A 13,660-nucleotide genomic window follows, 5' to 3' on the forward strand; every position below is an offset into this window, starting at 1 on the left:
TTTGAATCTATAAAGATTTGAAGTGGTAAACCTAATTGGAACTTACGAATGCAAGGTTGATGCAAAGGGCAGATTAATGATGCCGTCTGCATTAAAGAAGCAATTGTCTTCAGTTTTGCAGGAGGGTTTTGTGTTGAAGCGTTCTGTTTTTCAGTCTTGTTTGGAATTATATCCTATGCATGAGTGGAATTTGATGATGGAAAAGATCAATGATCTAAATAGGTTCGTGAAAAAGAATGATGACTTTATTAGAAGATTTACCGCTGGTGTTAAAATAGTGGAAGTTGATGCAAATGGAAGATTGTTGATTCCTAAAGACCTTATTGGATTTGCTAAAATAGATAAAGAGATCGTTTTGTCCTCTGCAATCAAAATAATTGAGATCTGGGATAAAGATAAATATGAAAATACCCTTGATGAATCTGCAGAAGATTTTGCAAGCCTGGCTGAAGAAGTAATGGGAAATTTAAATGGAAATGGAATATCATAATCCGGTATTATTAAATGAGTCTGTAGATGGTTTAAATATTAAGCCAGACGGAGTTTATGTAGATGTGACTTTTGGTGGTGGCGGACATTCTGCTGAAATTTTGAGCAGATTAGGTGAAAAGGGAAAATTATTTGGATTTGATCAAGATCCAGATGCTTTGGCTAATAAGTTAGACGATTCAAGATTTACCTTAATCCCGGAGAACTTTAGGTTTATAAAGAGATTTTTAAGATTTCATGGTATTAAACAGGTGGATGGAATTTTAGGAGATTTTGGCGTGTCTTCTCATCAGTTCAATGTGGCAGAACGCGGCTTTTCTACCCGTTTTGATTCTAAGTTGGACATGAGAATGAATCAAAAAAGCGTTTTGAGTGCATATGAGGTGGTAAATGATTATGAGCAGGATCAATTGAAGAAGCTTTTCTATGAATATGCAGATCTTCGAATAGCCCCAAAATTAGCGGCAGAGATCGTTAAGGCTAGAGAAGAAGCTCCTATAGATAGCAGTGAGCGTTTAAAAGAGGTTTTAAAACCTTTCTTATTTAAAGAAAAAGAGCATAAGATTTTAGCTCAGATCTATCAGGCTATAAGAATAGAAGTGAATCAGGAATTGGATGTGCTAAAAGAATTTTTAATACAAACTCCAGATCTGCTTAAAAAAGGAGGTAGGTTGAGTTTGATCTCTTATCATTCTTTAGAAGATAGATTGGTGAAAAGATACATAAGAAGTGGACTTTTTGAGGGCGAGCCGGAAAAAGATTTCTTCGGAAATATTTCTGTTCCACTTAAAAAAGTAGGAGGGTTGATTGTGCCTTCTTCAGAAGAGATCGCTTTAAATAATAGAGCGAGAAGTGCTAAGCTTAGAATAGCTAAAAGATTATAAGAGAAAAAAATAGTAATGCTTTCTGTAAAGAATTGAAGATGACGAAAAAGGAGATGAATAATGGAGTGTATGGTATTTTAAAAGCCAATTTTTTAATAAGCAGTGATGCGGTTAAGAATTGGAGGTTCATAGTTTTTTGTACACTCTTGGCTATTATAATGATCGCCTGTTCTCACAGCGCAGAAAGTAAAGTTCATCAAATTGCCAAATTAAGTGACGAGGTTAGAGCGCTAAGAAGTGAGTTTGTAGACAATCGTTCTTCCTTAATGAAGCTAAAGATGGAATCTAATATTATTAGAAGAATGGCAGATAGGGGTATTGAAACTTCTGAAATGCCACCATACAAAATTAAAATTAACATTACAGACTAACCCAAATAAACTGTGGCTACTACAGAGAAGCACATACTAAATAGATTATACATTATAGCGGGACTCATGTTTGTCTTTGCTGTGGCTATTGGGGTGCAGTTAATTAAAATACAGTTTGTTGAAGGTGATAAGTATAGAAAATTAGCAGAAGACGGGGTATTTAAGAATTTTAAAATTCCTGCCAATAGAGGCAATCTATATGATGTAAATGGAAATTTACTGGCTACGTCGGTTCCAAAATACGACATCCGTTTTGACGCTGTAACCGTTTCTGATGAACACTTTGAAGAAAACGTCGTGCCTCTTTCTAAAAAGCTTGCAGCTATGTTCGGCAAAACATCTGCACAATGGTCTAAAGCTTTAAGAACAGCTAGGGTAAATAAGCACAGATACTTTTTGGTGGCTAAAAACCTTGGTTATTCAGACTATATGAGGGTGAAGGGCTTCCCGATGTTTAATTTGGGAGCGTATAAAGGTGGGATCATTGTGGAGCAACGTACCGTGAGAGAGCATCCTTTAGGGCTTATGGCAGCAAGAACTGTTGGTTACGAGCGCAAAGACGATCAGGGTTACTATACCAGAGTTGGTTTAGAAGGCGCTTTTGGGCCTTTCTTAGACGGAACAGATGGGCATAGATTAAAACAAAAGATTGCAAAAGGGCAATGGAAGCCTATTAGCGATAACAATGAAATAGAACCGCAAGATGGTTATGATGTAATATCTACTATAGATGTTAATATTCAGGATATAGCACATCATGCATTGCTCGCTCAATTAGAAAAATATCAGGCAGATCATGGAACTGTGGTGGTTATGGAAACCAAGACAGGAGAGATTAAGGCAATTTCTAATCTAGGTAGAACAGAAGATGGTTCTTATTATGAAAAATTGAATTATGCTGTTGGTGAAACTCATGAGCCAGGATCTACTTTTAAATTAATGTCTTTAGTTGTTGCTTTGGAAGATAAGGTAATAGATACCGGAACAGTGGTAGACACAGAGCAGGGAGTTTTCAAGGTTAAGGGGTATAAGGTAAGAGATTCTCACAGGGGAGGTTATGGTAAAATAAGTGCAGCTCGTGCTTTTGAGCTTTCTTCAAATGTTGGGGTGGTTAAATTAATTTATGACAATTATAAAGACCAGCCGCAAAAATTTGTAGATGGTCTTAATCGTATGAATCTTAATGAAAAATTAGATCTTTCTATTAAAGGAGAAGGTGCTCCTTACATCCCGAGTCCGGGAGATAAAAAATGGTCTGGATTATCTCTAGCATGGATGGCATATGGATATGGGAGTGTGCAGATATCACCTTTACAAACACTAACCTTTTATAATGCTATTGCCAACAATGGCGAAATGGTGAAGCCTAGATTTATTAGAGAGATCAAAGAGTGGGATAAAACCATTCTTAAGAATGATAGAAAAGTGATTAATCCTTCTATTTGTTCTATAGAGACCGTAAATAAAGTGAAGGCAATGATGGAGAATGTAGTTGTTAGAGGAACTGCAAAAAGTTTGTACTCACCAAACTTCTCTATGGCAGGAAAGACAGGAACTGCTCAAACAGAATATTGGATGAAAGACTGGAATTCTAATCCAAGATATATTTCATCTTTTGTAGGTTATTTCCCTGCAGACAATCCAAAATATACAAGTATCGTAATTATACACAAGCCTAATAACAGAGTAGGGTATTACGGTGCAGATGTTAGCGGGCCCGTTTTTAAAAGGATCGCTCAAAAAATTTATACAGATACTCCTTTAGAAGATACGATAGAATCTCTAGAGGTGGATAAGAAAGTAATTACTAAAGATTTCGAAAAGTATTTTTCTGAAGCTCAAAATAAGAAGGATGTTATGCCTAATGTTACAGGAATGCCTGTAATGGATGCTATTCCTTTATTAGAAAATCTTGGGTTAAATGTAATTATCGAAGGTAACGGAGTAGTGAAGAGACAATCTGTAGCTCCGGGAAAAAAGATCAAAGCAAATCAAAACGTAGCATTAAGTTTAAGTTGAAGAATTTAAAAGACATATTATATAAAGTTTCTATGGAAGCCGTAGTAGGTAAAACTGCTATTACTATAAATTCCATTCAGTTTGATTCTAGAAAAGTAGAGTTGAATGATGTTTTTGTAGCCATTAGAGGAACCTTATCCGATGGACACGAGTTTATTAAAAAAGCGGTAGCTCAAGGAGCTTTGGCAGTAGTTTGCGAAGAATTGCCAGAAGATGTTGTAAATGGTGTTACCTATGTTCAGGTAGAGAATTCCCATTCTGCACTGGCCATTATGGCTGCAAATTATTATGATAATCCTTCTGAGAATTTAAAGTTGGTGGGAGTTACCGGAACAAATGGTAAAACTACGATTGCCACCTTGCTTTATAATCTTTTTACTAAAGCCGGATACAAGGTTGGATTACTATCTACGGTTAAAGTGATGATCGCAGATACAGAATTTTCTGCCACACATACCACCCCAGATTCTTTAACGATAAATTCTTATCTAAGAAAGATGAATGCTGAAGGGTTGGAGTATTGCTTTATGGAAGTGAGTTCTCATGGAATTGCTCAGCATAGAACTACAGCATTACAATTTGCCGGTGGAATTTTTACCAATTTATCTCACGATCATTTAGACTATCATTCCAGTTTTGCGGAATATAGAGATGTAAAAAAGTCATTTTTTGACCACCTACCAGCCTCCGCTTTTGCTTTGGCTAATGTAGATGATAAAAATGGCCAAATAATGCTTCAGAATACAAAAGCAAAGAAGTATACCTATGCTTTAAAATCTTACGCAGATTATAGCGCACAGATTCTGGAAAATCAATTTAGTGGATTATTGCTGAAATTAAATGGAAATGAAGTTTGGTCTAGACTTATAGGAAACTTTAATGCTTATAATATTCTGGCAATTTATGCAGCTGCAGAGCTATTAGGCTTAGAAACTCAGGAATCTCTCAGAATTATTAGTGAATTGAATTCGGTAAGTGGAAGATTTCAGTATATAGTTTCTAAAGAAAAGATTACTGCTATAGTTGATTATGCACATACTCCAGATGCACTTCAAAATGTATTGGAAACCATCAATTCTATTAGAACAAAAAATGAAGAATTAATCACGGTTGTAGGCTGTGGAGGAGATAGAGATAGAACCAAGCGCCCAATTATGGGTAGGATAGCCGGAGCGCTAAGCACCAAAGTAGTTTTAACTAGTGATAATCCAAGAACTGAAGATCCAGAAAAGATCTTAGAAGAAGTTGAAGCAGGAGTGGAACCTCAGAATTTTAAAAAGATCATAGCTGTGGTGAATAGAAAACAAGCTATTAAAACTGCTTGTCAGCTTGCTAAACCCAATGATATCATTCTAATTGCAGGAAAAGGCCATGAGACCTATCAAGAGGTGAATGGTGTAAGATCAGATTTTGATGATCTTAAAATAGTAACAGAATTTCTAAGTCAGCTAAATAAGTAACCTCCTTTATTTTCGAGGAACTGTAAACCAAACTATGTTATACTATTTATTCAATTTTCTAGATAAAAATTACCAAGTGCCGGGAGCCGGTTTGTTTGAATTTATATCATTCAGATCTGCAATGGCTATTATTTTGTCTTTGGCAATTTCTACTATCTACGGAAAGAAGATCATAAATTATCTTCAGAAGAAGCAAATAGGAGAGAGTGTTAGAGATCTTGGGTTAAAGGGGCAGAATGCCAAAGCTGGAACTCCTACTATGGGTGGTTTAATAATTATCATAGCCACATTAATTCCTGTTTTCTTATTTGCAAAACTTGAAAATATATATGTCATCCTTTTAATAATTACTACAATTTGGATGGGGGTTATTGGGTTTATAGATGATTATATTAAAACCTTTAAGAAGAATAAAGAAGGTCTTGAAGGTAAATTTAAGGTGCTTGGGCAAATTGGTTTAGGATTAATTGTAGGGTGCACTATCTATTTTCACCCGGGAATAACTGTAAAAGAAGATGTTCAGATCACTAATAACGATCAAACAATGATGGTTGCGGCTGAAGATATTTCATCTGGAGCAGAGATCAAGAGCACTACGACCACTATTCCGTTTTTTAAGAATAATGAATTTAATTACTCTAGTTTGATATCATGGATAGATCCAGATTTAGCCAATTATGCGTGGTTGATCTTTATTCCTATTGTAATCTTTATTGTTACCGCAGTTTCTAATGGAGCCAATTTAACCGATGGTATAGATGGCCTCGCGGCCGGTACCTCTGCTATTATAGTAGTAACTCTGGCGATTTTCGCGTGGGTTTCGGGTAACATCATATTCTCAGAATATCTCAATATCATGTATATACCAAGATCTGGGGAAATGACCATTTTTATCATGGCATTTGCTGGAGCTTTGGTTGGATTTTTATGGTATAACACCTTTCCTGCTCAGGTATTTATGGGAGATACAGGAAGCTTAACCATAGGAGGAATTATTGCGGTATTAGCAATCGCTACCAGAAAAGAATTAATGATCCCGGTATTATGTGGAATCTTTTTAATAGAAAACCTTTCTGTTGTTCTGCAGGTTGGTTGGTTCAAGATCACGAAAAAGAGATATGGAGAAGGAAGAAGAATATTTTTAATGTCTCCATTACATCATCACTATCAAAAGTTAGGAATGCATGAAAGTAAGATCGTAGTGAGATTTTGGATTGTTGGAATTTTCTTGGCGATTGTAACGGTAGTGACCTTAAAATTAAGATAACCAAAATTAACTGATGTCTGATAAAACTAAAATAGCAATTCTTGGAGCCGGCGAAAGTGGGGTTGGGACAGCTATATTGGCTAAAAAGCAGGGTTTTGATGTCTTTGTATCCGACTTCGGAAAGATAAAAGCTAAATACAAAGCTGCTCTGGAAATACTTGGTGTAGACTGGGAAGAAGCCGGTCATGATATACCAAGAATTTTAGATGCAGATGTGGTGATGAAGAGTCCTGGTATTCCAGAATCTGTAGCAATCGTTAAACAGCTTATAGAAAAAGGAGTGCCTGTAATTTCTGAAATTGAATTTGCAGCTACATATACCGATGCTAAGATCATAGGTATTACTGGAAGTAACGGTAAGACAACAGTTACAAAGTGGATCTATCATGTATTGAAGGCGGGTGGAATTTCTGTAGGAATGGCCGGTAATGTTGGGGATAGTTTTGCCAAGCAAGTTGCTGAAACTACTCCAGACTGGTATGTACTAGAACTTAGTAGCTTTCAGTTAGATGGTATTATAGATTTTAAGCCACATATTTCAGTTTTAACCAATATCACCCCAGATCATTTAGATAGATACAATTATAATTTAGATGAATATGTAGCTTCTAAATTCAGAATTACTGAAAATCAAACAGAACAAGATTATTTTATATACGATGCAGACGATCAAATTATTTCAGAATGGCTTAAAGATCATCCTGTAATAGCTCAGCAACTGCCATTTTCGCTTAAAGAAAAGCTTAAGAATGGTGCTTATGAAGAAGACAACAACATTAAAGTAAATATCAATAACTCCCAATTTATTATGCCGACAAAATCATTATCTCTAGAAGGTAAACACAACACTAAAAATGCAATGGCGGCTTCTACCGTATCGCAATTATTAAGAATTAGAAAAGAAACCATACGTGCAAGTATGGAGAATTTTCAAGGAGTAGAACACAGGCTGGAAAATGTTCTAAAGATCAATAACGTGCAATATATTAATGATTCTAAAGCTACAAATGTGAATGCTACCTATTATGCCTTAGAAAGCATGAAGGCAGAAACCGTTTGGATTGTTGGAGGAGTTGATAAGGGTAATAATTATGCAGAGTTACTACCTCTTGTAAATGAGAAAGTAAAAGCAATTATTTGTTTAGGAATAGACAATGCTAAGATCTTTGAATCTTTTGGGAATTGTGTAGATGTGATTGCAGAAACACAATCTATGGCAGAAGCTGTGAAAATGGCTTATTCTATAGCAGAAAGTTCAAATGTAGTGTTGTTATCTCCAGCTTGCGCAAGTTTTGATCTCTTCGAAAATTATGAAGATAGAGGAAGACAGTTTAAAGATGCAGTAAGAAATTTATAAGCAATATTAAGAATGACCTACGGGTTTAAAGATTAAAATGAACAACATCTTTTCAAATATTAAAGGAGATAAAGTTATTTGGGCCATCACCGGACTGTTGGCAATATTTTCATTTATTCCGGTGTATAGCGCAAGTAGTAATATTGCTTATTTGTATGGTGATGGGAGTACATTTAGTTATCTAATTGTTCATTTTTTTCATCTGTTGTTAGGTTTTTGCTTATTGTTTGCTATTCATAAGATTCCATATCATTACTTTAAAGGCTTGTCCATTTTAATGTTACCGGTAATTATATTGCTCTTACTTTATACTATTGCTCAGGGAACCACCATAGATGGTGCTTATGCTAGTAGATGGATACAAATACCTGTACTGGGAGTTACATTTCAAACATCTACTATGGCATCTGTAGTGTTAATGATTTACGTAGCCAGATATTTATCAAGAATAAAAGACAAGACCGTTACATTTAAGGAGTCTATTTTACCTCTTTGGATGCCGGTGTTTCTAGTATTGGCGCTTATTCTTCCGGCTAACTTTTCTACTACGGCAATTATTTTTACAATGGTGCTCATGTTGGTATTTCTAGGAGGATATCCTTTAAGATATATAGGGGTTATTATTGGAGCAGGAATTTTAGTGTTCAGTTTGTTTATTCTTACAGCAAAAGCATTTCCGGGTCTTCTTCCAAATAGGATAGATACATGGACAAGCAGAATTGAGAATTTTGCGAGTGATGAAGATACAGATGCAGATTATCAGATAGAAAAAGCTAAAATAGCAATTGCTAGAGGCGGTATTGCTGGAACCGGTATTGGAAAAAGTGTTCAAAGAAATTTTCTGCCGCAATCTTCTTCAGATTTTATCTATGCTATAATTGTTGAAGAAATGGGCCTAATAGGAGGCTTTCTGGTAATGTTAGCTTATTTGTTCCTGTTGTTTAGAATTGTAATTGTTGCCACTAAAGCAAATTCTGTTTTTGGGCAATTGGTTGTGATGGGAGTAGGTTTGCCTATAGTTTTTCAGGCATTGGTAAATATGGCAGTTGCTACAGAATTGTTTCCGGTTACTGGGCAAACCTTGCCTTTAATAAGTAATGGTGGTTCTTCTATTTGGATGACGTGTATGGCGTTGGGAATAGTACTAAGTGTAAGCGCTAAGCGTGAAGAGGAGAAAATGACAGAAGATAGCATAGATGAAGAGAATCCGTTAGATATTTTAAGCGAAGCGATATGAGAGATCAGTTAAGAGTTATAATATCTGGAGGAGGGACAGGAGGACATATTTATCCTGCAATTTCTATTGCAGATGAGATACGAAGACGTCACCCAAATGCAGAGATCTTATTTGTAGGAGCACAGGATAGAATGGAAATGGTTAAAGTACCGGATGCCGGATATAGAATTGAAGGTTTATGGATCTCCGGACTTGACAGGCAGCAATTACTTAAGAATCTTGATTTTCCATTTAAGCTTATAAGCAGCTTATGGAAAGCTGGAAAAATTATAAAAAAATTTAAGCCAGATGTAGTAATTGGAACTGGTGGATTTGCCAGCGGACCTTTACTAAAAATGGCTAATATCAAGAAGATTCCAACTCTAATACAAGAGCAGAACTCATATCCTGGTATTACCAATAAATTATTAGGCAAAGATGCTTCAGTTATTTGTACCGCCTATGATAATCTAGAGCGATTCTTCCCTTTAGATAAAATAGTGAAAACAGGAAATCCTGTTAGGCAAGATATTATAGATGTTTCTACTAAAAGAGAAGAGGCTTTAAATTTTTTCGGTCTTCAAAAAAATAAAAAAACCTTACTTGTTCTTGGAGGTAGTTTGGGGGCAAGAAGGATCAATCAATTAATGGAAGCGTTTAAAGATTGGTTAGTAGAAAAAGATCTTCAGATCATCTGGCAAACGGGTTCACTATATAATGAGGAATATAAAAAGTTAGATTCAGAATTTGTGCATACCCATGCCTATCTAAATAGAATGGATCTGGCTTACGCTGCCGCAGATATTATTATTTCTAGAGCTGGAGCGGGAAGTGTATCAGAATTGTGTCTGGTTGGAAAACCGGTGCTTTTTATTCCATCTCCAAATGTAGCCGAAAATCATCAGGCTAAAAACGCATTGGCTGTGGCTAATAAAAATGCAGCTTTGGTTCTTGATGAACAAGATCTAGCAAAAAGATTTGAAGAAACAATATCCATCTTATTAGATTCAGAAGAAGTAAGAATGGAGTTTTCAGAAAATATAAAGCAATTGGCACTGCCTTTAGCAACATCTGCCATTGTAAATGAAATTGAAAAATTAAAAATCATTAAATAGCTCTTTTGCAAATTGCTGAAAGAAATATATACATGGATCAATTCAAAGACATACAAAATCTATATTTTATCGGGGTCGGCGGTATAGGAATGAGCGCTTTGGCGAGATATTTCAATTCGTTAGGTAAGAAAGTTGCCGGTTATGATAAAACTTCTTCAGCGCTAACAAGAACGTTGGAAGCAGAAGGAATAGAGGTGAATTATGAAGATGAGTTAGATACCATTCCAGAAGTGTTTAAAGATGTAAAACGGTCTTTAATTGTATATACTCCTGCAATTCCAAAAAACCATGAGCAGTATAATTATTTTCTCAAAGAACATTATCTTATAAAGAAAAGAGCGGTGGTGTTAGGGATGATCACTAAGGGTGTATTTACTCTAGCAGTTGCAGGAACTCATGGAAAGACTACTACAACAGCAATTTTAGCTCATTTACTAAAAGAAACAGGTGCTAAAGTTACCGCTTTCTTAGGTGGAATTAGTGAAGACATTCAGAGTAATATTATTTTGAACGGTCATGAAGTTATGGTGGTAGAAGCTGATGAGTTTGATAGGTCTTTTCTTAACCTATCTCCAAACATTGCGGCTATAACCTCTATGGATGCAGATCATTTGGATATTTATGGAGATGCAGAGCAACTTACAAACTCTTTTCTAGAGTTTGCAGCTCTAGTGCCAGAAGATGGAAAATTATTTTTTGTAAATGGATTACCTCTAACAGGAACCACTCTTGGTATAGAAGATGATTCAGATTATAGAGCTATTAATGTTAAAGTGGAGAACGGTGCATATCATTTTGATATGCATACTCCAACACAAGTTATAAAAGATTTAAAATGCAATCTACCCGGCAAACATAATTTGCAGAATGCTATAACAGCTCTGGCAATGGCGCTTCAATTTGGAACCCCACCCAATGAGTTATCCAGAGCTTTATATACTTTTAACGGGGTTAGACGAAGATTTACCTATAGAATTAATACGGAAGAGCTTGTTCTAATTGATGATTATGCACATCATCCATCAGAAATAGCTGCAGTGTATCAGGCAGTTAGAGAAATGCATGCAGGGAAAAAAGTCTTAGCTATTTTTCAGCCTCATCTTTTTTCCAGAACTAGAGATTTTGCTGAGGATTTTGCTAATAGTCTTAGTAAATTTGATGCTGTTAGATTAATGGATATTTATCCGGCGAGGGAGTTGCCTATGGAGGGAATTACTTCAAAATGGCTGTTGGAAAAGATCGAGAATAGGAATAAAGCTATGATCTCTAAAGATGAACTTTTGGAAGAGATCAAAAATACAGATTGTGAAGTAGTGGTAATGATGGGTGCAGGTAATATTGGAGAAGCGATATTAGAAGTTGAAAAATCTTTGAAAAAATGAAGATTAATTTTAACTACATAAAAGCAATATTGGTTTTAGCACTCGTTGTGTTCTTGTACGGATTTGCAGAGAAGCGAAATAATACAAGAAAACTAAAGGAAGTTGAGGTGAAATTCACTCAAAATGAGAACTTGTATATCACTGAGACAGCGGTTAATAAATTGTTAATACAAAATAGGTTAGCGCTTACGGGGGAAGGTAAAGAAACTTTAGATTTGAATAAGGTGGAGACTGTTTTAAATAGTCAACCTATGATCGAGAATGCTGAAGTATTCTTAACATTGGATGGGACCCTAAAAACGAACATCCAACAAAGAAGACCTATAGGTAGAGTGCTTGGGAATAGTACATATTATATTGATAGGCTGGGAGCTAAGATGCCATTGTCTTCTTACTATTCTGCCAGGGTACCAATATTAAATGACATTAGTGATAATAGCATTGAAGAGGTGTATCCACTGTTAAAATATATAAGTGAAGATCCTTTTTATAGTGAACTTGTTACACAAATTAGCAGAGAGAACGGCGGTTTGTACAAATTAGAGTTAAGAAGGATAGATTTTAGTCTTTTCTTTGGGTCTGTAGACAGGGTAGAAGAAAAGATGAATAATTTCAAAGCTTTTTATAAGAAAGCTTTAAAAGATGATAAATTAAGTACTTACAAAATGGTGGACCTTCAATTTGGAAATCAGGTGGTGTGCACTAAAAAATAAGTTATGGAAGAGAACGATATTGCAGTAGGACTGGATATAGGAACCACAAAGATTGTGGCAATGATTGGGCGTAAGAATGAATATGGTAAGATGGAGATCATTGGGATTGGGAAATCCAAAAGTATGGGAGTTCATCGAGGGGTTGTAAATAATATTACTCAAACCATTCAATCTATTCAGCAGGCAATTCAGGAAGCAGAAGCAGATTCTGGATTAAAGATAAAAGAAGTAGTGGTTGGAATTGCCGGCCAGCATATTAGAAGCTTACAACACAGCGATTATATTACACGTCCAAATCCAGATGAGGTAATAGATTCTAGTGATATAGCAACGCTATGTAATCAGGTTCATAAATTGGTGATGCTTCCCGGAGAAGAGATCATTCATGTATTACCTCAAGAATTTAAGGTAGATGGGCAAGCAGAGATCAAGGAACCTATAGGAATGTATGGTGGAAGATTAGAAGCTAACTTTCATGTAGTAGTTGGGCAGGTTTCTTCTATCAGAAATATTGGTAGATGTGTGAAAAGCGCCGGGTTGGAGCTTTCTGCAGTAACCTTAGAGCCTTTGGCGTCTGCAAATGCAGTATTGAGTCAGGAAGAAAAAGAAGCCGGAGTTGCACTTATAGATATAGGAGGTGGAACTACAGATCTTGCCATTTTTAAAGATGGTATTATTAGACATACGGCGGTGATTCCTTTTGGAGGAAATGTGATTACCGAAGATATTAAGGAAGGTTGTTCTATAATAGAAAAACAGGCAGAGTTATTGAAGATCAAATTTGGATCTGCTTGGCCTGGAGAAAATAAAGATAATGAGATTGTTTCTATTCCTGGATTAAGAGGAAGAGAACCTAAAGAGATCACTCTAAAGAATCTTTCTAAAATTATTCATGCCAGAGTGGTAGAGATCATTGAGCAGGTGTATTTAGAGATCAAGAATTATGGTCATGAAGAGCAAAAGAAAAAACTAATTGCAGGAATGGTGCTTACCGGTGGAGGAGCACAGTTAAAACATTTAAAGCAGTTAGCAGAATATATTACCGGTATGGATACTAGAATTGGATATCCCAATGAGCATTTAGCCGGAAATAGTGATAAAGAAACTACTAGCCCCTTATACGCAACCGCAGTGGGATTGGTATTGAATAGTTTAGAACAAAAGAATGCCAAATTTCAGGAGCAGGTAAGATTTACCGAGCCAGAGAAAGTAAATGAGGACTTAACGCCTACTTCAGAAAAATTCAAGACTGAAAATTCAGATTTAGAAGATGATTATGAAGAAGAGGAAATACAGGAGAGCAGTGCAAGAGCAGCGAAGAAAAGTATTTTTGATAAGTGGGCAGAGAAGTTTAAAGATTTTTTAGATAACGCAGAGTAAGAATATA

General features: G+C 35.8%; 12 protein-coding genes. All 12 read left to right on the plus strand.

The features are described 5' to 3' along the window. Positions 1-22 precede the first annotated feature (22 nt). From mraZ to ftsA, 12 genes are read left to right on the plus strand one after another with little or no spacing between them, the layout of a single operon-like run. The gene (gene mraZ / locus P163_RS08115; protein WP_034889432.1) at positions 23-490 is read left to right on the plus strand and encodes a division/cell wall cluster transcriptional repressor MraZ; all 468 of its coding nucleotides are present in this window, start codon (positions 23-25) and stop codon (positions 488-490) included. Beyond that, positions 477-1,373, plus strand: coding sequence for a 16S rRNA (cytosine(1402)-N(4))-methyltransferase RsmH (rsmH, locus tag P163_RS08120; protein WP_034894108.1), 897 nt, complete (start codon positions 477-479; stop codon positions 1,371-1,373). Before mraZ ends, rsmH begins: the two co-directional genes overlap by 14 nt. Before the next feature lie 53 nt (positions 1,374-1,426). Next, entirely contained in the window at positions 1,427-1,744 is a 318-nt protein-coding gene (locus P163_RS08125) for an FtsL-like putative cell division protein (RefSeq protein ID WP_034894110.1), read from the plus strand. Positions 1,745-1,756: 12 nt separating this feature from the next. Beyond that, the gene (locus tag P163_RS08130) at positions 1,757-3,763 is read left to right on the plus strand and encodes a penicillin-binding protein (protein ID WP_034889435.1); all 2,007 of its coding nucleotides are present in this window, start codon (positions 1,757-1,759) and stop codon (positions 3,761-3,763) included. Beyond that, positions 3,760-5,223 (plus strand): UDP-N-acetylmuramoyl-L-alanyl-D-glutamate--2,6-diaminopimelate ligase, encoded by a 1,464-nt coding sequence (locus tag P163_RS08135; RefSeq protein WP_034889438.1) that lies wholly within the window; start codon positions 3,760-3,762, stop codon positions 5,221-5,223. Before P163_RS08130 ends, P163_RS08135 begins: the two co-directional genes overlap by 4 nt. A 34-nt stretch (positions 5,224-5,257) precedes the next feature. Further along, positions 5,258-6,490, plus strand: a complete 1,233-nt coding sequence (mraY, locus tag P163_RS08140) for a phospho-N-acetylmuramoyl-pentapeptide-transferase (protein WP_034889439.1) — start codon at positions 5,258-5,260, stop codon at positions 6,488-6,490. A 13-nt stretch (positions 6,491-6,503) separates the two neighbouring features. Next, the gene (murD, locus tag P163_RS08145) at positions 6,504-7,847 is read left to right on the plus strand and encodes a UDP-N-acetylmuramoyl-L-alanine--D-glutamate ligase (RefSeq protein WP_034889442.1); all 1,344 of its coding nucleotides are present in this window, start codon (positions 6,504-6,506) and stop codon (positions 7,845-7,847) included. A gap of 37 nt (positions 7,848-7,884) precedes the next feature. Then, positions 7,885-9,084, plus strand: a complete 1,200-nt coding sequence (locus P163_RS08150) for an FtsW/RodA/SpoVE family cell cycle protein (RefSeq protein ID WP_034889444.1) — start codon at positions 7,885-7,887, stop codon at positions 9,082-9,084. Next, the gene (gene murG / locus P163_RS08155) at positions 9,081-10,178 is read left to right on the plus strand and encodes an undecaprenyldiphospho-muramoylpentapeptide beta-N-acetylglucosaminyltransferase (protein WP_034889447.1); all 1,098 of its coding nucleotides are present in this window, start codon (positions 9,081-9,083) and stop codon (positions 10,176-10,178) included. Before P163_RS08150 ends, murG begins: the two co-directional genes overlap by 4 nt. A gap of 32 nt (positions 10,179-10,210) precedes the next feature. After that, a complete protein-coding gene (gene murC / locus P163_RS08160) occupies positions 10,211-11,560 on the plus strand; it encodes a UDP-N-acetylmuramate--L-alanine ligase (protein WP_034889450.1) in 1,350 nt (449 codons plus the stop codon). Next, the gene (locus P163_RS08165; RefSeq protein WP_034889454.1) at positions 11,557-12,273 is read left to right on the plus strand and encodes a cell division protein FtsQ/DivIB; all 717 of its coding nucleotides are present in this window, start codon (positions 11,557-11,559) and stop codon (positions 12,271-12,273) included. The genes murC and P163_RS08165 overlap by 4 nt, the downstream gene beginning before the upstream one ends. 3 nt (positions 12,274-12,276) lie before the next feature. Next, the gene (gene ftsA / locus P163_RS08170; RefSeq protein ID WP_034889457.1) at positions 12,277-13,653 is read left to right on the plus strand and encodes a cell division protein FtsA; all 1,377 of its coding nucleotides are present in this window, start codon (positions 12,277-12,279) and stop codon (positions 13,651-13,653) included. Positions 13,654-13,660: the final 7 nt, after the last annotated feature.

This window comes from Gillisia sp. Hel_I_29 (assembly GCF_000744275.1).
In the GTDB taxonomy this organism is placed as follows: domain Bacteria; phylum Bacteroidota; class Bacteroidia; order Flavobacteriales; family Flavobacteriaceae; genus Gillisia.

Excerpts from the sequence above, each read along its gene's own strand:
- mraY (WP_034889439.1), top strand. The coding sequence starts at position 5,258 with ATGTTATACTATTTATTCAATTTTCTAGATAAAAATTACCAAGTGCCG.
- murD (WP_034889442.1), top strand. The coding sequence starts at position 6,504 with ATGTCTGATAAAACTAAAATAGCAATTCTTGGAGCCGGCGAAAGTGGG.
- P163_RS08150 (WP_034889444.1), top strand. The coding sequence starts at position 7,885 with ATGAACAACATCTTTTCAAATATTAAAGGAGATAAAGTTATTTGGGCC.
- murC (WP_034889450.1), top strand. The coding sequence starts at position 10,211 with ATGGATCAATTCAAAGACATACAAAATCTATATTTTATCGGGGTCGGC.
- rsmH (WP_034894108.1), top strand. The coding sequence starts at position 477 with ATGGAATATCATAATCCGGTATTATTAAATGAGTCTGTAGATGGTTTA.
- P163_RS08125 (WP_034894110.1), top strand. The coding sequence starts at position 1,427 with ATGAATAATGGAGTGTATGGTATTTTAAAAGCCAATTTTTTAATAAGC.
- ftsA (WP_034889457.1), top strand. The coding sequence starts at position 12,277 with ATGGAAGAGAACGATATTGCAGTAGGACTGGATATAGGAACCACAAAG.
- P163_RS08165 (WP_034889454.1), top strand. The coding sequence starts at position 11,557 with ATGAAGATTAATTTTAACTACATAAAAGCAATATTGGTTTTAGCACTC.
- murG (WP_034889447.1), top strand. The coding sequence starts at position 9,081 with ATGAGAGATCAGTTAAGAGTTATAATATCTGGAGGAGGGACAGGAGGA.